Genomic DNA, 22010 nt, shown 5'->3' with positions numbered 1-22010 from the left:
CAAAATTTGATCGGTCAATATGCTTTGAATCAGTACTTGAGTATAACTTTTTCGGAGGACAAAGGAATCGCGTATTTGCAGTTCTCCAAAAAGGATGAGAATTTTTCCTGCTCATCTACAGAACTGGAAGCCTTCCTGCACAGTCACAATATTCGCTACGGTATCAAGAGTGATGTTGTCGAACGTATTAGTAGTCATCCTGAGGAGTTTTTTTGGAGTAAAGTTCCGATTGCTGCAGGTTATCCTGCTGTGCATGGCACGGATGGACGAGTTATGCTTACAGTTGATCTGGAAGAGGACCGCAAACCGCTTGAGAAAGCGGATGGTAAGGTCGACTACAAGGACTTGGTTCGGCTTCGTAATGTGCTTAAAGGAAAGTTAATAGCTAAAATTATCCCTGCCCAGCCTGGAAAGTTAGGGATGACTGTTACTGGTGATGAGCTTGCTTTCAAGGCTGGAAAGGAAGCTCATTTTAAAATCGGGAAAAATGTACTCATTGATAACGATGGCACTTCGATGTACGCAGCGATTGATGGACTGGTCACGTTAACTGATAACGGGAAAATCAATGTGTTTCCTGTATATGAAGTGAATGGTGATGTCGATTACGGCACTGGAAATATTGATTTTGTAGGTACAGTCGTCATACGTGGGAATGTCCTTTCAGGCTTTACGGTAAAGTCTGCCGGTGATATTCGGGTTGTAGGCGGCGTTGAAGGTGCAGAGTTAATCTCTGGGGGCTCCATTGAAATTACTGGTGGAATTATCGGATATAACAAAGGCCAAGTTACCGCTGGAAAAAGTGTGAAGGTTTCTTTCATTCAAGATGGAAACGTAACCGCTGGGGAAGATGTAATTGTTTCTCAGAGTATTATGCACTCCAATATACGTGCTGGTAGAGATGTTATCTGTAACGGCTCTAAAGGTTTGATAGTGGGTGGAATCGTTCAGTCTGGAGAAAGAGTTGTAGCAAGAACTATAGGTAACACCATGTCCACTGCGACTGTGATTGAGGTAGGTGTGGTTCCAGAGCTTAGAAATGAGATTAACGAACTTCGTCAAGAGCTGCGGCAGCTGCTGGAGAACGAGGATAAAACCTCTAAAGCTTTGTATCTATTAAATCAATTGGCTACTAACGGTCAGCTCCCTGCGGATAAAGTGGCGCTTCGCGTCAAATTAAATGCTACAAAACAATCCCATCAACGTGAAGAAAAAAGAATTAAAGAACGGGTGCTAGAGATAGAAAGAATGTTAGAAGATACAGGTAGAGCGAGAGTTGAGGTTATCAAAACCATTTATGGCGGTTCAAAGATCATGATCGGCAGATATACCCGATTTGTTAAGGATGCTACGGAGCGGGTTGTGTTTATTTACAGTGATGGGGATATATCTTTAACGCCGTACAATTAATCGGGCGGGCAGCATTTGCGGCCGGCCATTACTTGTGAGAGAAGGGTTAAGATGAGCCTAAAACCGGTGGAACTGCAAATTGCTTTGCCTCGCACCACGGAGGCGGGCAAGCTTCAGAATGAATCTCAGCAACGTCCTGCTATCGACCAACATCAATTGGCTGGGCAAAATGTAAAACAAAGTCAGGAATTGGCCATGCGGAGCACTGAAGTGGATGAGTCTTCTGAATCAGCTTTACGGGATGGCGGTGGAAAAGGCAATCAGCATTCAGGTGGCAATTCTTCGTCAGATAAACATTCGAACCCGCCTGCAACCCGTGATGCTGAGCATCCTTACAAAGGCCAACGCATTGATCTAAGTCTTTAATAAGAATCTACACGAATCAACATCTGATATGTAAAAGGAGATAAGGCACTTGCAACCATGGGTTTATATTGTGCTAGTAGGTGTCGCCGCTATTCTTTATGCCCTTTTACTTCCCGCACGTGTTAAGGAAGGAAAAGCTAATCAGCAGAGCCTCAAAGAAACAGAGGCTGCGCTTGAGCTATATATGGCAGACATTGAGCGCGAGAATGAGGAACTGGTACAATTAGTTAGTAGTATTAAACAACAATCGCAAACTAATCATAATGTACTGCAGGGACAGGTTAATGAATTACAGCGTCAAGTGGTAGAGTTGCAGAACAGCTCTTTAAAGCTAGAAGCACGAGTGGCCGAGGAAGAGAAGAGTTTGAAAGAACTTGCAGTGTCGGTTGAACAAGGTTCGAAGGTTAAAGTTGGTGTTAACGAAGATCCGTCTCTCCCAGCAGAGATGAGTTCAGTGTCGCCAGATGTGAAAGCGAAACCTATTAGTTCGATAAAATTACGTTACCCAAGATTGTTTGAACTGCATGAGCAGGGCAAATCGATAGACTCCATTGCCAAGACGGCTGGACTTCAGCGAGGGGAAGTGCAACTGATTCTGCAACTTGCCAAACAGGAGGAATCGGTATGATTAAGAACCGTTCATTCTTGTTCGGGCTAGGCACAGGGCTAATTACTGGCGCTTTATTACTTCAATTAATGATCTCCGGTGGAGCGGCTCCACTTACCAAAGAACAAGTTCTACAGGGTGCGGAGAAATTGAATATGAAAGTCATCGATGAAGCTGCAGAACCTTCCTCGGGCGAAGCTGAGAATGATAATAAAGAGGAAGTCACAGAGACCGGGGGGCCGACAGCAGAAAGCAAGGAGAACGTCAGCCCCTCTGCGCCGGCTGCTGCAGCCTCCCCCACGCCGGCAGTGTCACCTACAACGCCTGATAGCTCTGATAAAGCCATTGCCCCGAACAAGCCATCTACGCCTACTGACGGGAAGGTTGAGCAGCCAAAGGTCACTCCAAAGGCCAGTGCCGCTCCAACCGCTGTAGCTCCTGTAACGCCTAAAGTCACAGCAAATGCTAGTGTTTCTGTTCGAATTCCATCTGGCAGCACATTGACAGCAACAACAGATATTTTAGCGAAGGCTGGCGTCATTAAAGATAAGTCTACTTTTCTAGAGGCTGCAAACAAACGTAAGATTAATACCAAAATTCAATCCGGTTCTTATAGCTTTAATAAGGGAGAGAGTATTGACTCCATAATAGAAAAATTAATAACTTTAAAGTGATCGTTGCATACACTGAGATAATATGGTATAGTAATTGACGGTGTTAAAACACACGCCGGTTGATTTCGACAAGGGGTGCTTTCTTCTGAAGAAAGTCTTGCTGAAAGATGACGCATGGCGGAGGAGACACACAATAAACCAAACTTAGGAGGTGTGTGAAGATGGCAGTAATCTCCATGAAACAGCTTCTAGAAGCTGGGGTACACTTCGGTCACCAGACTCGTCGTTGGAACCCAAAGATGGATCGTTATATCTTCACTGAAAGAAACGGAATTTACATTATTGACTTGCAAAAAACAGTCAAAAAGGTAGAGGAAGCTTACAACTTTGTAAAAAGCGTCGCTGGTGACAACGGCACAATCCTATTCGTAGGAACAAAGAAACAAGCTCAAGATTCCGTAAAAGAAGAAGCAGAACGTTCCGGTATGTTCTTCATTAACCAACGTTGGTTGGGCGGAACTCTTACCAACTTCCAAACTATCCAAAAGCGTATTGATCGCTTGAAGAAATTGGAATCTTGGGAAGAAGACGGTACTTTTGAAGTACTACCTAAGAAAGAAGTTATCCTTCTTCGCAAAGAGAAAGATCGTCTTGAAAAATTCTTGGGCGGTATCAAGAACATGAAAGGTCTTCCAAGCGCGCTGTTCATCATTGACCCGCGTAAAGAGCGTATTGCAGTTGCAGAAGCTCGCAAATTGGGTATTCCAATCGTAGCTATCGTTGATACTAACTGTGATCCAGACGAAATCGACTACGTAATTCCAGGTAACGACGACGCTATCCGCGCTGTTAAATTGTTGACTGGTAAAATGGCAGACGCTGTTGTTGAAGCTCACCAAGGCGAAGACACAACTACTGCTTAAGTAGCGACTAACACATACAAGAACTTAAATGAAAAGGGTGGTTGGCAGGTGGATAACCTCTCACTGCCCTTTTTTTAGGATAAAGGCCTTGAATAATGTAAGAAAACGACAATTACCTGGAGGGAATAAACAATGGCAGTTGATGCAAAAGCAGTAAAAGAACTTCGTGAAAGAACAGGCGCTGGTATGCTTGATTGTAAAAAAGCGCTTGAAGAAGCTAATAACGATATCACTAAAGCAGCAGAATTGCTTCGTGAAAAAGGTCTGTCCGCAGCAGCAAACAAAGCAGGACGTATTGCTACTGAAGGTGTTGTAGAATCTTACATCCACGCTGGCGGCCGTATTGGTGTACTTGTAGAAATCAACTGCGAAACTGACTTTGTTGGTAAAACAGATTCCTTCAAGGAATTTGCTCGCGATATCGCTATGCAAATCGCTGCAGCAAACCCACGTTATGTTCGTCGTGAAGAAGTTCCACAAGAAGATGTTGAGAAAGAAAAAGAAATCCTGAAAGCTCAAGCTTTGAACGAAGGTAAGCCTGAGAAAATCATTGAAAAAATGGTTGAAGGACGTATTGGTAAATATTACGAAGAGTATTGCTTGCTTGAGCAAACTTTCGTTAAAGACCCTGACAAAACAATCTCCCAATTGTTGAATGAAAAAATCAGCACCATCGGAGAAAACATCTCGATCCGTCGTTTTGCTCGTTTTGAACTAGGCGAAGGTTTGGAAAAGAAAGTGGATAACTTTGTTGAAGAAGTTATGGCACAAGTTAATCAATAATAGTTTCATCATAAATGTGAAGAATTGAATAAAGGCAAGCATCAGAAGAGCGGAACACGTACACGTAGTGTTCCGTCTTTTGCAGAAAGTGAGGGTATACATTTGGAACAGCCGGTATTTAAGAGAGTAGTCCTTAAGGTAAGTGGAGAGTCTTTGGCAGGACAAAACGGATATGGTATTGATGCCGACATGATTATTTCCATCGCTGAACAGATCAAGGAAGTTGTAGAACTTGGCGTTCAGGTTGCGATTGTTTGTGGCGGGGGGAACATTTGGCGCGGGATCGCGGGCAGCGCAAGCGGCATAGATCGCGCTACTGCAGATTATATGGGTATGCTGGCAACAGTAATGAACTCACTTGCACTGCAGGATGCATTGGAGCAAATCGATGTGCCAACAAGAGTACAGACTTCGATCTCGATGCAACAAATTGCTGAACCATACATTCGTCGTCGTGCGATTCGCCACTTGGAGAAGGGCCGCGTTGTTATTTTTGCAGCAGGCACAGGTAACCCATTCTTCTCAACAGATACTACTGCAGCACTTAGAGCGGCAGAGATCGAAGCAGAAGTTATTCTGATGGCGAAAAATAAGGTTGATGGAGTATATTCTGCTGATCCGTTCAAAGATAGTACCGCTGAGAAATTCGAACAGCTTACTTATATGGATGTTCTGAACAAAAACCTCGGTGTTATGGATTCAACAGCTTCATCTTTATGCATGGATAACAATATACCGCTCATTGTATTTGCCATTACAGAACAAGGCAATATCAAACGTGTCGTTCTCGGTGAGAAGATCGGAACGATTGTTAAAGGGAGTGTAGATTAATGCCACAATCGGTCAAAAAAAATGCTGAAGAGCGTATGGAAAAAGCGATTTCATCGCTGAAACGTGACTTGGCGACATTACGTGCAGGACGTGCAACAACATCGCTTCTCGATCGTATTCAAGTTGAATATTACGGGGCACCTACTCCGATTAATCAGCTGGCCAACATTAGTACTCCGGATTCCCGGACACTGTTGATTCAGCCGTGGGACAAAACATCGATGTCTGATATTGAACGGGCGATCATGAAATCCGATATCGGATTGACACCTGCCAATGACGGCACCATTATTCGTCTTTCTATCCCTCCGCTGACTGAAGAGCGTCGGACGGACTTGGTTAAGCTGACTAAAAAGTTTGGTGAAGAAGCGAAAGTTGCGATCCGCAACATTCGCCGTGATGCCAACGATGATATTAAAAAGATGGAGAAAAACGGTATCTCTGAAGATGAGTCCCGTGGTCATCAGGAAGACATTCAAAAAACAACGGATAAGTTCATAGCCGAAGTTGACAAAGTGCTTGTTTCCAAAGAAAAAGAGATTATGGAAGTTTAATGATATTCAAGAGACTTAAGGCCCCTCCGTTAATGGTGGGGTTTGTCTCTTTCTGATAAGAGCTTGGAGGAAACGGAAATGATCAAACGGATTCAAGCGTGGCTGAGCCGTAAAGACAGGCAACAGTCAGTCGAGATTTCACCGGATAACATTCCCCGGCATGTGGCTGTGATAATGGATGGTAATGGACGCTGGGCTAAACGGCGCGGCTTACCGCGCGTTATGGGTCATCAGAACGGCATGAAGGCTGTCAAACGTGCTACGATCGCTGCAGACGAATTAGGTATTAAATACTTAACGATGTATGCGTTCTCGACAGAAAACTGGATACGCCCGAAAGAAGAAGTCGATTACTTGATGCGTTTGCCTGGGGAGTTTCTGGCGATTGAGCTTGATGAGCTAATCGAGAAGAATGTTCAAGTACGCATGATGGGTGACGCTGACGCTTTACCTTCATATACCCGTAAGGCTATGGAAGAGGCGGTAGCTCGAACAAAAGAGAATACTGGATTGATCTTAAATTTTGCTCTTAACTATGGTGGACGCAATGAAATAGAAGGCTGTATGCGCAGCTTAGGGAAAGATATCCAAGCTGGTATATTGTCGCCAGAAGAAATTACATCAGAGTTGATTAACAACAGACTATTAACTGCTGGTTTACCCGATCCTGATTTGCTGATACGTACAAGCGGAGAAATTCGGCTTAGCAATTTTATGTTATGGCAGGTTGCCTATAGTGAACTGTGGTTTACTGATGTGTACTGGCCTGAGTTCGACAAAGAGCATTTGCATCAGGCCGTTGCTGAATATCAACGACGAACACGCCGTTATGGTGGACTGAAGTAGCTTGTTAGGAGATGGAACCTTTGAAGCAGCGATTGATTACCGGAATTGTTGCCGGAGTATTATTTTTAGGGTTATGTGTACTGGGAAACTGGCCGTATCAGGTTCTGCTTATTGCTATGGCTCTTATAGGTTTTTATGAATTTGTCAAAATGATAGGTATTCCTACGCTTTCCGGTACTACTGTTCTGGGTTACGCAGCTATTCTAAGCTTCATGATCCCATGGAATTTGCTTGGTGTTAATGAGCCGTTGTCCTGGGAGCAAGGGATTTGGATTCTGCTGTTATTGTTCCTTCTGGTCACCGTTTTTACTAAAAATAAATTAGATATTCGAGTAACAGCCTTGCTGTTTACTGGTATTGTATACATTGGAATGGGCTTCTCTTATATGGCCGTGGCTCGTGCATCGGATGACGGACATGGTTTGTTCTGGACTTTTTTGCTCCTGTTCTGCATTTGGGGCAGTGATGCGGGGGCATATTTTGTAGGCAGAAGCTTTGGCAAGAACAAGCTCTGGCCGGCCATCAGTCCTAACAAAACGGTGGAAGGTGCTGTTGGCGGGGTACTGATCTCGATGCTTATTTCTATCGTGTTTGCGCTGCTTGCTCCTGAACACTTGACGATAGGACGAGCATTGCTTATTGGGCTTTCTTGTGCGATATTAGGACAGCTTGGAGATCTTGTGCAGTCAGCTTATAAACGTGCGTATGGCATTAAAGACTCAGGTACACTTTTGCCAGGGCATGGCGGTATTCTTGATCGATGTGACAGCTGGATTATCGTATTTCCATTCGTACATATTGTAATGCTTATGCCTTACTATTAAACGAAGGGAGAGAGTATAACTATGAAAAAAATAAGTGTTCTAGGTTCGACGGGTTCGATCGGCACTCAGACTCTAGATGTCATCGCAATGCACCCAGACTCTTTTGAAGTAGATGGCTTGGCGGCCGGAACAAATACAGCATTATTACTGGAGCAAGTTCGTCGTTTTAACCCGCGTAGAGTCTCTGTGGCAACGAAAGAGCTGGCAGATGAGATTAGATCCAGCCTACCTTCTGGTATAGAGCTTTACAGCGGGAATGAAGGGCTTGTTGAAGTGGCGGCTGGCGGCGATGCCGAAATGGTCGTAACGGCTGTTATGGGAAGCGTAGGGCTTCAATCAACACTAGCGGCAATTGAAGCTGGCAAACATATTGGACTCGCCAATAAGGAGACATTAGTAACGGCCGGACATTTGGTCACTGATCTTGCTAATCGTAAGGGAGTTAAGCTGTTGCCGATTGATAGTGAGCATTCAGCTATTTATCAATGTCTCAATGGCGAGAACATCTCAGATATTGCCTACATTACTTTAACAGCATCCGGCGGCTCATTCCGTGACTTTACGCGTGATCAGCTTAAGGATGTGACGGTAAAAGATGCGCTTCGTCATCCGAATTGGAGCATGGGCGCGAAAATAACGATAGATTCTGCTACAATGGTGAACAAGGGCCTAGAGGTTATTGAAGCACATTGGTTATTCGGTCTTCCGTATGAACAAGTGAATGTGCTGCTGCACCCGGAGAGCATCATTCACTCATATGTTGAATTCCGTGACAGCAGTATTATTGCCCAGCTTGGCAATCCCGATATGCGTGTCCCGATTCAATATGCACTTACTTATCCAGCTCGTTGGGAATCTCCGGCACAGCGTTTGTCGTTAGCAGAGATAGGACGTTTGACCTTCCGTGAAATGGACTTTGAACGTTACCCTGCACTGAAGCTAGCGATAGATTGTGGAAAAGCTGGTGGAACAGCGACTACGGCTTTTAATGCTGCGAACGAAATAGCTGTTGCTCGATTCTTGAGTCATGAGATCTCTTTTCTGCGTATTGAGGAAATTATCGGAGAAGTGCTAGATCGTCATAATAACGAGCATAATCCGAATCTGGAACAAATTGAATCCTGTGATAGACGTGTTCGAGAACTGGCAGCTACGCTGTAGAACGTTGAAAGATCTCCTTTTAGAAATATAAGAAAGTATAAGTTTCACTTTATACAGTATCCTTATATTTCTCGCGTAAACGCGTACCGACTCCTTAAGGGACACCGATGGTGTTATTGCTTGACTGGAAATACTTACTTTGCCCTAAAAATAGGTTGGGACAGTTGATTCTCTTGTGCCTGATCGGAGAATAATGATAAATTAAGAGGACATACTTCGGTCTTACACCTAAAGGGGGATGATACGTTTGGAAATGGTTCAGGTCGTTTTTTTAACGGTGCTCATGTTTTTTGTACTTGTGACTGTACACGAATGGGGTCACTATTATTTTGCCAAACGCGCCGGTATTCTCGTGAGGGAATTTGCTATCGGTTTCGGTCCGAAACTGTTTTCTTATAAACGGAATGAGACTCAGTTCACTCTTCGCTTACTGCCTTTTGGCGGTTATGCCCGCATGGCTGGTGAAGATCCTGAGATTGTCGAGATAGGTTCTGGACAGACCATTGCGGTAAGGCTCGGACAAGACAATAAAGTTAAAAACATTTATCTGGATGCACTAGACACCCGTAGAAATGTTATCCGTGGTGAGGCGCTGAATACCGATCTCGAGGATAAATTGCAGATTACCTTAGATGTGGACGGAGAAGTTACAACTTATGATGTTCATCCGCAAGCGATGATGATTAAAGGAACGCAACAGACACAAATTGCACCTAAAGATCGTCAATTCGGCAGCAAGACCGTGGGTCAGCGTGCGTTGGCTATCGTTGCGGGTCCTGTGATGAACTTTCTGTTAGCCTTTGTACTCTTTGCCATCCATTTGCAAATGGTCGGTATTCAAGTTGAAAATCCTACTTTTGTTAAGATTGGCGACGTCTCCGAAGGAATGCCTGCGCAAGAAGCAGGACTCCAAAAGGGCGACATCATTGTCTCCATCAATGGTGAGAAGATCGGTGCTGATTACCAAAAAATGATTAGCTTGACCTCGGAGTCCAAAGGGAAAGAAATGAACTGGACGCTGCAGCGGGGAGAGGAAACCCTTAACGTTACGCTAGTTCCTCGTAGTATGGAAGGGCAAGAAGGCGGTAAAATAGGCATCACTCCTGAGCTGCCTACTCGTAAAGCTGGTTTTGGCGAGACGATAACAGGTTCAGGAAAAGCTATGGTCGATACGACAGAAGCTATCTTTTTGGGCTTTAAACAATTGATCAATAAATTCAATATGGATGATATTGGAGGTCCGGTTCGTACGTTTGAGGTAACCGGTCAAATTGCTCAACAAGGTATTCAGTATCTTACATACTGGGCCGCTATTTTGAGTCTATATCTGGGGATATTTAACCTCTTGCCGATTCCGGCACTCGATGGAAGCCGTCTGGCATTCCTAGGTGTAGAGGCACTGCGTGGCAAACCTGTGGATCCGGGTCATGAAGGCATGGTTCACTTTGTAGGTTTTGCACTGCTATTTTTATTAATGATTGCTGTTACGTATAATGATATTTTACGTTTGATCAGCGGCTAATTTTCTTCGGGAGGCATTCCATTACATGGCAAAAGATAAACAATTCGTTACGGAAATCACGCCGCAAAGCGAGGATTTCTCACGCTGGTATATTGATGTTATTAAAAAAGGAGACTTGATGGATTACTCTCCTGTTCGTGGCTGTATTGTATTTAAGCCAGAAGGCTATGAAATATGGGAGCATATTCAGGAGGAAATGAACCGTCGACTCAAGGAAACTGGGCATCGAAACGCTTATTTTCCAGTGTTCATTCCAGAGAGTTTCTTTCAGAAGGAAAAGGATCACATTGAAGGCTTTAATCCAGAGCTGCCATGGGTAACAGAAGCGGGTGGTGACGTACTTGAGGAACGTCTCGCAGTTCGTCCTACTTCAGAGACCATGTTCGGCCACATGTACTCCAAATGGATTCAATCTTATCGTGACCTTCCTGTACTTATCAATCAATGGGCGAACGTGGTTCGTTGGGAGAAACGTACATTGCCATTTATCCGCACTACTGAGTTTCTTTGGCAAGAAGGGCATACCGCGCATGAGAATGAAGCGGAAGCTCGTGAAGAAACTATGCGGATGCTGGATAACTACCGTGATTTTGTCGAGACCTATCTTGCCATTCCGGTTATTACCGGACAAAAGACACCTTCCGAGCGTTTTGCCGGTGCGGTAGATACGTATTCTATTGAAGCGATGATGAAGGATGGACGCGCTGTTCAGGCTGCTACTTCACATTACCTTGGCACCAAGTTTGCCACAGCTTTTGAGATTCAATATTTAAGCCGTGACAATAATTTGGAGTATGTACACACTACTTCATGGGGCTCAACCACTCGCTTGATTGGCTCCTTGATTATGGTACATGGAGATGACCGCGGTCTTGTTCTGCCGCCTAAGGTAGCTCCAACGCAAGTTATTATGATTCCTATCGGACCTCCTAAGACCCGCGAAGCTGTGATTGGGCGGACGGACGAGCTGTTTAAGGAATTGAAGAATGCTGGCGTTCGTGTACGTGTAGATGATCGTTCAGATGTTACCCCAGGCTGGAAGTTTAATGAATATGAAATGCGTGGAGTGCCAGTACGTTTGGAGCTTGGACCACGCGATATGGAGAATGGCGTCTGCGTTCTCGTCTCACGTGTCACCGGTGAGAAGAAGGTTATTCAACAGGAAAACCTCGTAGAAGAGGTTCAAACAATGCTTGAACAGGTTCACAATGAAATGTTCGAACGTGCGCTGAAATTCCGTGAGGACCATTTCTATTCTGTGGATTCCTTGGAGGAAATGAAAGCTTCGATGGACGAAAAACGTGGATTTGCTCTAGCTGGATGGTGTGGTTCCGAAGAATGCGAGTCCAAAGTTAAGGAAGAGACAGGTGCGGGTAGCCGCAATATTCCTTTTGATCCAGCGGAGACTAAGCAAGTCTGCATTTGCTGTGGCCAACCAGCCAAGCATACTGTGGTTTTTGCAAAGGCGTATTAATCATTAGGCACCGATCAACAGTCTTGTAGTATTTTAATTTAGCTTCTGGCGAGAGGAGTCGGCGGGCCGTAAGAACCCAATGCTTTTTGAAACCAGAAGCTTTTTAAAATATAAGAATTTATAGGTTTTCGCTATAAATTCTTATATTTTTACGAGAAACAGTTGTCGTCTTTAAAAGTCGACTACATCGTTTCTTCTTATCATATTGTACTTTCACTGTATATCATGGATAGTTTTAACTGGGTTATTAAAGGTGGGAGGAAAGCATGGAACAAAACCAGGAGAGAAGAAAAAGGTTCGAGCTCTTGATGAAGCAGGGTGAAATTCCACCTGCAATCATGGACCCCTACTTTTTGGATGGGTATATAGAACGTGTTGAGATCAGTCGTGGCAACCGGGACTGGCAAATCGTTATAGCGAAAGATAGTCTGGTTCCAGCACAGGTATATCGGACATTTTGCCTTAGAATGCGTGAGAAGCTACAGCATATAGCTAAAGTAAGCTTTTTGTTCATCTATGATGAGAAGGTTAGCAGAGCGGAGCTTGTCCAGGAATATTGGGGACTGTTTCTGGAGTGGGTACATCGGGAGATTCCATCGGTAAACGGCTGGCTGACCCGCTCCTCACAGGAGCTTAAAGAGGATACTTTAATGTTAACGATGAGTGATTCCACTTCGATGGAGTTAGCTCGCAAAAAAAGCATCGATGGAGCAATTATTAAATTTTATGATAAGTATTTCGGTCTCTCCTTAAAAGTTAAATTACTAATGGCGGAGAACGAAAATAATAATGTTGAAGCATTCGAAGAATTTCAGCAAAAGCTTCAGCAAGAACAACGCGAGATCGTTGAGCAGATGATGACTGCTGTGGAAACAGAAGCTCCTGCTGATGATAGTGATCCTAATGAAGTAATTAAGCTTCAAGTGGGGTATGAAATTAAGGAACAGGCCGTGCCGATTCTTGAAATTCAAGATGAAGAGAAGAAAATTACAATTCAGGGTACCATTTTTGGTCTGGATCGTAAGGAGCTTCGCAATGGCAGTACCTTGTTCACTTTCAGTCTGACCGATTTTACGGATTCTCTACAAATGAAGATGTTCGCGAAGACTAAAGATGATCTGAAGGTTATGAGTCAGCTAGCTAATGGCAAATGGGTAAGAGCACGCGGGAAAGTTGAATATGACCGTTTTATGCAGATTCCTGAGCTCGTGATGATCCCTTCAGATTTAACGGAAGTTAAGGCACCGCCTGCGCGTAAAGATACAGCTCCTAAGAAACGGGTGGAATTCCACCTTCACACTACGATGAGTACGATGGATGCGGTCACTCCGATCACTACCTATGTCAAAACAGCTGCCCAGTGGGGTCATCCTGCGATTGCTATTTCTGATCATGGCGGCGTTCAGGCTTTTCCTGATGCAAACCATGCAGCTCATAAGCATAAGATAAAAATGATTTATGGTGTGGAAGCTAATGTTGTGAATGACTCTGTGAATATTGTCGAGAACGCTCAGCCTTTGGACTTGAAGACAGCTACCTATGTAGTGTTTGATATAGAAACCACGGGTTTATCGATTACCCGCAATAATATTACGGAGCTGGCGGCCATTAAAATGTGCGAAGGCAAAGAAGTAGACCGTTATTCTACTTTTGTTAATCCGCATGAGAAAATCCCTTATCATATTCAGCAATTGACCAATATTACGGATGAAATGGTTAAGGATGCTCCTGATCTTGAACCAGTGCTGCGTAAGTTTGTTGAATTTGTGGGTGACAGTATCCTTGTAGCTCATAACGCCAGATTTGATATGGGTTTTATTCAGGCCTCGTTACGTAAAATAGGTGAACCTGTGCTTCCGAATCCATCTCTTGATACGCTTGAGCTCGCTCGGTTACTATATCCAAGCATGAAGAATCACAGGCTGAACACATTAGCCGATAAATATAAAGTTCTTCTGGAAAGCCATCACCGTGCGATTGATGATACCATAGCACTTGGCGGTATATTAACAGGATTGCTCGCAGATGCTGAAAAGATGAAGGGCATGACCCGCCTTGATCGACTAAACGATTATGTGGGTAATGATCTTTCGAACACACGACCGTTCCACTGTAATATTTATGCACTAAATCAAATAGGGAAAAAGAATCTCTATAAGCTCATTTCCATGTCACATACGGAATATTTCAAACGTGTACCTTGTATTCCAAAATCCAAGCTGGAAGAGCATAGAGATGGACTGCTAGTGATTTCCGGTTGTGAACGTGGAGAGTTTTTTGAAGCAGTACTCAACAAAACGACTGAGGAAGCCATGGAGGTTGCTCATTTTTATGATGTGCTGGAGATTCAGCCATTGACCATGTACATGCACTTGGTGGACAAGGGCTTTGTAGCAGGCCCTGATGAGCTTCGCGATGTAGTCCGGAAGGTTTGCGAAATAGGGGAACAGTTGAATAAACCTGTTATCGCAACGGGGAATGTACATTATCTTGAACCCCGGGACAAGCTGTATCGTGATATTACGATTAATGGGATCACGGGCTTTAGTCCGCTTAAAGACCAACGCAAACCGGATGCACACTTCCGCACAACAGATGAAATGCTGTCTGAATTCGAATTTCTTGGTGCTGAAAAAGCGATGGAAGTCGTTGTCACAAATACAGTTGAGCTGGCGGAGCGTTTTGAAGAACTGGAGCTATTTCCAGATAAGCTATTTACACCAATTATTGACGGGGCGGACGAAGAAATTCGCGAGACCTGCTACAATACTGCCAAATCCATTTACGGTGAAGAGCTGCCTGAGGTAGTTATTGCCCGTTTGGAGAAAGAGCTTGCACCGATTATTAAATACGGGTTCTCTGCCAACTATTTGATTTCTGAACGTCTCGTTAAAAAGTCAAATCAGGATGGGTATCTCGTAGGCTCGCGGGGTTCCGTAGGTTCTTCTGTAGTAGCTACATTTCTAGGAATTTCAGAAGTTAATCCTTTGCCTGCGCATTATATTTGCCTAAACCCCGAGTGTCGCCATAATGAATGGTTCCTGGACGGTAGTGTGCGGAGCGGATTCGATTTACCAGATAAAGTCTGCCCGGATTGCGGTCAGAAGCTCAAAGGTGAAGGCCAGGATATTCCGTTCGAGACCTTCCTTGGATTTAAAGGGGATAAAGTCCCCGATATCGACTTGAACTTCTCAGGGGAATATCAGCCGAATGCACATAACTTTACCAAAGAAATGTTTGGTGAGAAAAATGTATTCCGTGCCGGAACGATTGGTACCGTAGCTGAGAAGACAGCCTTCGGATTTGCAAAAAAATACGAAGAACTTCACCAGAAACGTTGGCGTGGAGCTGAAGTTGGCCGTCTGGCGGCTGGCTGTACAGGCGTTAAACGTAGTACGGGACAGCATCCGGGTGGTATAGTCGTTGTTCCAGACTATATGGAGGTAGAAGATATTACGCCAGTACAATTCCCGGCGGATGATGTCAATGCTGAATGGAAGACCACACACTTTGATTATCACGCTTTTGACGCGAATTTGCTGAAGCTTGATATTCTGGGTCATGATGATCCGACGATGATGCGGATGCTTCAGGATTTGACAGGTGTTGATCCAACTTCTATCCCGATGAATGATCCGAAAGTAATGAGCATGTTTAACTCTACAGATGCACTTGGAGTAAGACCTGACGAAATCAGATCACCGGTTGCGACCTATGGTGTGCCCGAAATGGGTACCAAGTTCGTACGTCAAATGCTTATTGAGTCGAAGCCGTCCAGCTTTGCTGACTTACTGCAAATATCAGGTTTGTCTCATGGTACTGGAGTTTGGCTTGGTAACGCTCAAGAGCTTATAAAGAATAACACTTGTAACATTAAGACCGTTATCGGTTGCCGTGATGACATCATGCTCTTCTTAATTTATAAAGCGGGAATGGATGCGAGCTTGGCCTTTAAAATTACCGAGAGTGTTCGTAAAGGTAAAGGTTTGTCTGACGAATGGATCGAGGAAATGAAAAAGTGCAAGGTCCCACAATGGTATATTGATTCTTGTCTAAAGATTCAATACATGTTCCCGAAGGCGCATGCTGCTGCATACGTAATTTCTGCAGTACGTACCGCCTACTTCAAGCTGTATCATCCTATTGAATATTATGCGACTTATTTCTCTGTACGTGCAGCAGATTTTGATATTGAATTGTGCTGTAAGGGGTATGAAGCCATCAGCCGTCAGATCGTAGAGATTGAGCAAAAAGGATTTCAAGCTTTGCCTAAGGAAAAGGCTATGTTGCCTGTCCTTGAGATGGCTTTGGAGATGACGGCACGTGGGTTTACATTCAAAAACATTGATCTTTACCGCTCAGAAGCGAATAAGTTTATTGTTGATGACAAGAGTTTGATTCCTCCGTTTTCTGCTTTAGCGGGAATTGGTGAGAATGCTGCTATCAACATAGCTGCTGCGAAAGATGCTGGCGAGTTCCTGTCTATTGAAGATTTCCAGCAGAAATCAAAGGCAAGTAAGACGGTTATTGAGCTGCTGACCGGCATGGGCTGCTTCCGCGGCTTACCGGAAAGCAATCAACTTTCCCTATTTTAAAGGCTTTAACAACACTTATTTCATGGCTAGAAAAGAGTGCTCCAAAGGGGGAGTCAAGGGCTAGCACTTGTCAGTCCAGTTTCCCTATGGTATAATTTCTTTGGTAATAATGAGATAAGTCCGTTGTGTAAAGAGTGGGGAAACCCACTCTTTATCTTTGGTATATAGCAAAAGACAAGTTCGTGGAGGTAATTTTCTTTTGAGCACACCCAAATCTAAAATTAAACAAACGGTAGAGCAGATGCTCGGGCCCTATCTCGACGACAATGGTTTCGAACTGGTGGACGTTGAATACGTGAAGGAAGGCTCCAATTGGTTTCTGCGTATATTCGTAGATAAAGAAGGCGGCATTGATATTGATGACTGCGGGATCATTAGCGAATATTTCAGTCAGAAGTTAGATGAGAATGATCCTATTCCTGAGGCATATTTCCTTGAGGTTTCCTCGCCGGGAGCAGAGCGTCCTCTCAAAAAAGCTGCGGATGTAGCTAAAGCGGTAGGTAAGGACGTGTATGTGACTGTTTATGAGCCGATTCAAGGACTCAAAGAATTTGAAGGTCGTTTGCTCTCGTTCGAGAACGAGGAACTGCTCATCTCCGCGGGCAAAAAAGAACATGTAGTACCGTACGCCAAGGTCGCAAGTGCGAGATTGGCCATTATTTTTTAACGTCTTGAAAGGGGGGCCGGAAATTCATGAGTATGGAGTTTATTGAAGCAATGAATGAGCTGGAGAGGGAGAGAGGCATCAGTAAAGATGTGCTGTTTGAAGCGATTGAAGCGGCGCTGATCTCTAGTTATAAACGTAATTTCAATGCAGCACAGAACGTGCGTGTTGACATGAATCGCAATACAGGTGTCATTAAAGTGTTTGCCCGCAAGTTAATTGTTGAGGAGGTCCTGGATACAAGGACTGAAATCTCATTGCCGGCAGCCAGAGAAATTAACCCGCATTTCCAGCTGGAAGATATCGCTGAGCTTGAAGTGACACCGCGTGATTTTGGACGTATTGCCGCACAGACTGCTAAGCAGGTTGTAACTCAACGAATTCGCGAGGCAGAGCGTGGACTTATCTATAATGCTTTTATCGACAAAGAAGATGATATCGTTACTGGACTAGTTCAACGTCAAGATATGCGGAACATTTACATTGATCTTGGTAAAATCGAAGCGGTTCTTCCGCTTAGCGAATTGATGCCAGGTGAAAAGTTCAAACAAAGCGAACGCATCAAGGCTTATATCACAAAAGTTGAGAATACAACAAAAGGTCCGCAGATTATGCTCTCCCGCAGTCATCCTGGATTACTGAAACGTCTGTTCGAGCTTGAAGTTCCTGAAATATTTGATGGTGTAGTTGAGATTCGTTCTGTAGCCCGTGAAGCTGGCTTCCGCTCGAAGATTGCTGTGTATTCCCGCAATCCAGAAGTAGATCCCGTTGGTTCTTGCGTAGGTCCAAGAGGCACACGCGTTCAGACCATCGTTACTGAGCTTCGCGGTGAGAAGATCGATATCGTCCGTTATTCTGATCTGGTGCAGGAATATGTTGCGAATGCACTTAGCCCTTCAAAGGTTCTTGAAGTTCAAGTCTTTGAAGCGGAGAAGATGGCGAGAGTTATCGTTCCTGATTATCAATTGTCACTGGCTATCGGTATTAAAGGGCAAAATGCACGTCTTGCCGCTAAACTTACCGGCTGGAAGATTGATATCAAGAGTGAAACTCAAGCGGAGCAGGAATACGGCAGACCGAAATCTTCTATTGATGAAATGCATCAGGATTCCGTCTCCATAGATTAATTAACCTGCTTGACGGGAGGCGTTTGTTATGAAACAAAAAAAGGTGCCGCTGCGTAAATGCGTTGCTACCCAAGAGATGATGCCTAAAAAAGAGCTGATTCGTGTGGTAAGAACGCCTGAAGGTGAAGTGCTGATTGATCTGACGGGCAAGAAGTCAGGCCGTGGTGCTTACATATGCGGCAAGCTTGAATGCTTTCAGCTGGCACAAAAGAACAAAGCACTTGACCGTGCATTGAAATGTCAAGTGAGTCCTGAAATCTACGCCCAGCTAGCCCGGGAGTTTACTTCCGTGGAAGAGCAGTTTCTAGCAGCAAAGGATAGTGAGGATAATGAGTAAGGCGCTTTCTTATTTAGGGCTTGCCATGAGAGCAGGCAAGATAGTCACCGGTGACGAGGCTGTACTCAAAGCTGTACGGTCTTCAGAGGCGAAGCTGGTCGTTCTGGCAGGTGACGCTTCAGATAATACCCAAAAAAAGTTCCGTGATAAATGCGGAACTTACGATATTCCACTAGTAATCGCATTTCACCGGGATGAACTCGGTGCAAGTATTGGTAAAGACCAGCGTGTAGTACTGGCCATTACGGATAAAGGATTCGCGGAAATGATCTCCAAGCAACTCGGAGATACTGTCGGAGGTGGATTTATTGACTAAAGAAGAGAACAAAGATAAATTGCGCGTGTACGAATACGCCAAGTCACTAAACATGAGCAGTAAAGAAATTATTACTATTCTGAAGCGTTTGAATGTCCCTGTGAATAATCATATGAGTGTCATGGAGAATGGATCCGTGAACAAAGTTGAACAGTTCTTTAAGGATATCAAATCAAACGCTGCAGCCAAGCGGGATACCGGCACCAGCAGCCGGCCGGTAACAACCGGTGCGGTAACAGCCGAACCTCAAAGTGCTCAGAATGCCAACAAAAATCAACAGGAAAAGCAGGTAGGTATGAACAGTAACCAAAACAACAACCAATCGACGACGTCCCCAAGGCCCCAAAGCGGACAAGATTCCCGCAGAACACAAACAGGTTCAACGCAGAATGCACGTCCGCAACAAAGCGGTGCTCCACGTACTAACAGTACTAGCAGTACTAGCAGCAGCCGCCCGCAAGGCAGCACTACTGGCGGCAATCGCCCACAAGGTAGCAATACCGGTGGCAGCCGTCCGCAAAGCAGTAATACTGGCGGCAACCGTCCACAAGGTAGCAATACCGGTGGCAGCCGTCCGCAAGGCAGCAATACTGGTGGTAGCCGCCCACAAGGCAGCAACACTGGTGGAAGCCGTCCACAAGGCAGCAACACAAGTGGCAGCCGTCCGCAAGGACAAAGCAGTGCACCACGCACTGACAGCCGTCCACAAGGTCAATCTGGCACAGGCGGAGGTTTCACACGCGGTGATGACAGAGGTCCTAAAAAGAACACAACTGGTGGCAGACCGAATAATAATCAAAGACGTTTCGATGATGGTAAAGGTGGTAACTACCGCGGTCGTGGTGGTAAGAATGGCCGTGGCAAGAACCAGCCAATGGTACACCGCGAGAAGATCGATAACACACCTAAGAAAATCATCGTTCGTGGCAGCATGACCGTTGGTGAAACAGCGAAATTGCTTCACAAGGATGCTTCTGAAGTAATCAAAAAGCTGATTTCGATGGGTGTTATGGCTACCATCAACCAAGAACTTGATATCGACACCATTTTGCTACTCGCTGCTGAATTTGGCGTAGAAGTAGAAGTGAAGATTCCTGTTGACGAGGACAGCTTCGAAACAGTGGAAGAGAATGACAATGAAGAGGATCTTCAGACTCGTCCTCCAGTAGTTACTATTATGGGTCACGTTGACCATGGTAAAACTACACTACTTGATGCTATTCGTTCGACCAATGTGACGCTAGGCGAAGCCGGCGGAATCACTCAGCACATCGGTGCTTATCAAGTCGAAATCAACCAAAAGAAAATCACGTTCCTTGATACACCTGGTCACGAAGCATTTACTGCTATGCGTGCTCGTGGTGCACAGGTTACGGATATGACAATTATCGTAGTAGCTGCTGATGACGGTGTTATGCCTCAGACCGTTGAAGCTATTGCACACGCTAAGGCTGCTGGACTTCCGATTATTGTCGCTGTTAATAAAATCGACAAACCGGGTGCAGATCCTGATAAGGTGAAGCAAGAGCTTACAAGTTATGAACTTGTTCCTGAAGAGTGGGGTGGAGATACCATCTTCGTTAACCTCTCTGCGAAACAACGTATTAACTTGGAAGAACTGCTGGAAATGATCCTGCTCGTAGCTGAAGTTAATGAGTACAAAGCGAACCCTGACAAACGGGCACGCGGTACTGTTATAGAAGCTGAGCTTGATAAATCCCGTGGGCCAGTTGCTCGTATACTCGTTCAGAACGGTACGTTGAAAGTCGGCGATGCCTTTGTAGCAGGTAACTGCTTCGGACGTGTACGTGCGATGGTCAATGATAAAGGTCGTAAGATCAAAGAAGCTGGACCATCTACTCCAGTAGAAATTACTGGTTTGACTGAGGTGCCACAAGCTGGCGATCCGTTTATGGCTTTTGAAGACGAGCGTAAAGCGCGTGCGATTGCTGATAGACGTTCTACTTCCCAACGTCAATCTGAGCTGAATACGAACACCCGTGTAACTTTGGATGATCTGTTCCAGCACATTAAAGATGGCGAGATCAAAGACCTTAACGTGATTATCAAAGCTGACGTACAAGGTTCAGTCGAGGCGCTTAAAGGATCCTTGGCTAAGATCGAAGTGGAAGGCGTGCGCGTGAAGATCATTCACAGCGGTGCTGGTGCGATTACTGAATCCGATATTACGCTTGCAGCAGCATCGAATGCTATCGTTATCGGCTTTAACGTTCGTCCAGACGCACAGACCAAAGCAGCTGCTGAGCAAGAAAAAGTAGATGTTCGTCTGCACAACATTATCTACAACGTAATTGAAGAAATCGAAAGTGCCATGAAAGGTATGCTCGATCCTATCTATAAAGAGAATGTTATCGGTCACGCCGAAGTTCGCAGCGTGTTCAAAATCAGCAAAGTGGGAACCATTGCAGGATGTATGGTTACTTCCGGTAAAATTACCCGTAATGCTGAAATGCGCTTGATCCGTAGCGGAATCGTAGTGTTCACAGGTAAGGTTGATACTTTGAAACGTTTCAAAGATGATGCCAAAGAAGTGGCGCAAGGTTATGAATGTGGCATAACTTTGGAACGCTATAATGACGTCCAAGAGGGCGACATTATCGAAGCGTTTCTTATGGAAACTGTAGAGCGCTAAGCGAAGAGGTGAATATAGATGTCTAAAATTAGAGCAGGACGAGTGGGCGAGCAGATCAAGAAAGAGCTTAGTCAACTTATCCAAAGCGGTCTGAAAGACCCTCGAATCGGTTTTGTAACTGTAACTGGCGTAGACGTGACTAACGATCTATCGCAAGCCAAGGTATACCTAAGCGTGTTCGGGGATGAAGAGCAGAAGTCAGACTCGCTTAAAGCGATTGAGAAAGCCAATGGTTTTCTTCGCTCAGAGCTTGGCAAGGCCATTCGCCTTCGGCATACACCGGAGCTGATCTTCAAGTTCGACGAATCTGTCGCTTATGGCAGTCATATTGAGAAGCTTCTTGGAGAGCTTCATAAGAACGATTAGAAATAAGTGATTAAAGTGGGGTTCAAAATAGCGTTAT

General features: G+C 44.8%; 20 protein-coding genes. All 20 read left to right on the top strand.

Features of this window, described 5'->3' with window-relative positions; all coding sequences use genetic code 11:
- Positions 1 to 6: 6 nt before the first annotated feature.
- The 20 genes from MHH50_RS18620 to rbfA all read left to right on the top strand — a co-directional run bounded on the left by MHH50_RS18620 (position 7) and on the right by rbfA (position 21973).
- A complete protein-coding gene (locus MHH50_RS18620) occupies positions 7 to 1410 on the top strand; it encodes a FapA family protein (RefSeq protein ID WP_036688497.1) in 1404 nt (467 codons plus the stop codon).
- A gap of 51 nt (positions 1411 to 1461) precedes the next feature.
- Positions 1462 to 1776, top strand: coding sequence for a hypothetical protein (locus MHH50_RS18615; RefSeq protein ID WP_076127826.1), 315 nt, complete (start codon positions 1462 to 1464; stop codon positions 1774 to 1776).
- A gap of 49 nt (positions 1777 to 1825) precedes the next feature.
- Positions 1826 to 2404, top strand: a complete 579-nt coding sequence (locus MHH50_RS18610; RefSeq protein WP_076190895.1) for a hypothetical protein — start codon at positions 1826 to 1828, stop codon at positions 2402 to 2404.
- Positions 2401 to 3057 (top strand): endolytic transglycosylase MltG, encoded by a 657-nt coding sequence (locus tag MHH50_RS18605; RefSeq protein WP_076190898.1) that lies wholly within the window; start codon positions 2401 to 2403, stop codon positions 3055 to 3057. Before MHH50_RS18610 ends, MHH50_RS18605 begins: the two co-directional genes overlap by 4 nt.
- Before the next feature lie 161 nt (positions 3058 to 3218).
- On the top strand, positions 3219 to 3920 hold the full coding sequence (rpsB, locus tag MHH50_RS18600; protein WP_036688493.1) for a 30S ribosomal protein S2: 702 nt from the start codon (positions 3219 to 3221) through the stop codon (positions 3918 to 3920).
- Positions 3921 to 4052: 132 nt separating this feature from the next.
- Positions 4053 to 4703 (top strand): translation elongation factor Ts, encoded by a 651-nt coding sequence (tsf, locus tag MHH50_RS18595; protein WP_036688492.1) that lies wholly within the window; start codon positions 4053 to 4055, stop codon positions 4701 to 4703.
- Between the two features lie 102 nt (positions 4704 to 4805).
- Positions 4806 to 5534 carry a UMP kinase gene (gene pyrH / locus MHH50_RS18590; RefSeq protein WP_036688491.1) on the top strand — a complete coding sequence of 243 codons (729 nt, stop codon included), beginning with the start codon at positions 4806 to 4808 and terminating at the stop codon, positions 5532 to 5534.
- Positions 5534 to 6088: a ribosome recycling factor gene (frr, locus tag MHH50_RS18585; protein ID WP_076127832.1), complete on the top strand. Its 555-nt coding sequence runs from the start codon at positions 5534 to 5536 to the stop codon at positions 6086 to 6088. Before pyrH ends, frr begins: the two co-directional genes overlap by 1 nt.
- A gap of 78 nt (positions 6089 to 6166) precedes the next feature.
- On the top strand, positions 6167 to 6934 hold the full coding sequence (locus MHH50_RS18580; RefSeq protein ID WP_076127834.1) for an isoprenyl transferase: 768 nt from the start codon (positions 6167 to 6169) through the stop codon (positions 6932 to 6934).
- 20 nt (positions 6935 to 6954) lie between these two features.
- A complete protein-coding gene (locus MHH50_RS18575; protein ID WP_076127836.1) occupies positions 6955 to 7758 on the top strand; it encodes a phosphatidate cytidylyltransferase in 804 nt (267 codons plus the stop codon).
- Between the two features lie 21 nt (positions 7759 to 7779).
- A complete protein-coding gene (locus tag MHH50_RS18570; protein WP_340033262.1) occupies positions 7780 to 8919 on the top strand; it encodes a 1-deoxy-D-xylulose-5-phosphate reductoisomerase in 1140 nt (379 codons plus the stop codon).
- 247 nt (positions 8920 to 9166) lie between these two features.
- The gene (rseP, locus tag MHH50_RS18565; protein WP_076127839.1) at positions 9167 to 10441 is read left to right on the top strand and encodes an RIP metalloprotease RseP; all 1275 of its coding nucleotides are present in this window, start codon (positions 9167 to 9169) and stop codon (positions 10439 to 10441) included.
- A 25-nt stretch (positions 10442 to 10466) separates the two neighbouring features.
- Positions 10467 to 11915, top strand: coding sequence for a proline--tRNA ligase (gene proS, locus MHH50_RS18560; protein WP_036688477.1), 1449 nt, complete (start codon positions 10467 to 10469; stop codon positions 11913 to 11915).
- A gap of 266 nt (positions 11916 to 12181) precedes the next feature.
- Positions 12182 to 16510, top strand: coding sequence for a PolC-type DNA polymerase III (locus MHH50_RS18555; protein ID WP_076301622.1), 4329 nt, complete (start codon positions 12182 to 12184; stop codon positions 16508 to 16510).
- 199 nt (positions 16511 to 16709) lie between these two features.
- Entirely contained in the window at positions 16710 to 17177 is a 468-nt protein-coding gene (rimP, locus tag MHH50_RS18550) for a ribosome maturation factor RimP (protein WP_076127842.1), read from the top strand.
- Between the two features lie 26 nt (positions 17178 to 17203).
- Positions 17204 to 18301, top strand: a complete 1098-nt coding sequence (nusA, locus tag MHH50_RS18545; RefSeq protein WP_036688470.1) for a transcription termination factor NusA — start codon at positions 17204 to 17206, stop codon at positions 18299 to 18301.
- 28 nt (positions 18302 to 18329) lie between these two features.
- Positions 18330 to 18638, top strand: a complete 309-nt coding sequence (locus MHH50_RS18540; RefSeq protein WP_036688467.1) for a YlxR family protein — start codon at positions 18330 to 18332, stop codon at positions 18636 to 18638.
- A complete protein-coding gene (locus tag MHH50_RS18535; protein ID WP_036688466.1) occupies positions 18631 to 18954 on the top strand; it encodes a YlxQ family RNA-binding protein in 324 nt (107 codons plus the stop codon). The genes MHH50_RS18540 and MHH50_RS18535 overlap by 8 nt, the downstream gene beginning before the upstream one ends.
- Positions 18947 to 21607, top strand: a complete 2661-nt coding sequence (infB, locus tag MHH50_RS18530) for a translation initiation factor IF-2 (RefSeq protein ID WP_076127844.1) — start codon at positions 18947 to 18949, stop codon at positions 21605 to 21607. Before MHH50_RS18535 ends, infB begins: the two co-directional genes overlap by 8 nt.
- An 18-nt stretch (positions 21608 to 21625) precedes the next feature.
- Positions 21626 to 21973, top strand: a complete 348-nt coding sequence (rbfA, locus tag MHH50_RS18525) for a 30S ribosome-binding factor RbfA (RefSeq protein WP_076127845.1) — start codon at positions 21626 to 21628, stop codon at positions 21971 to 21973.
- Positions 21974 to 22010 lie beyond the last annotated feature (37 nt).

The organism is Paenibacillus sp. FSL H3-0302, assembly GCF_037982245.1.
Classification (GTDB): Bacteria; Bacillota; Bacilli; order Paenibacillales; family Paenibacillaceae; genus Paenibacillus_AQ; species Paenibacillus_AQ odorifer.
The sequence above is the reverse complement of the archived record's forward strand: the minus strand, read 5'-3'. Positions and strand labels throughout refer to the sequence as shown.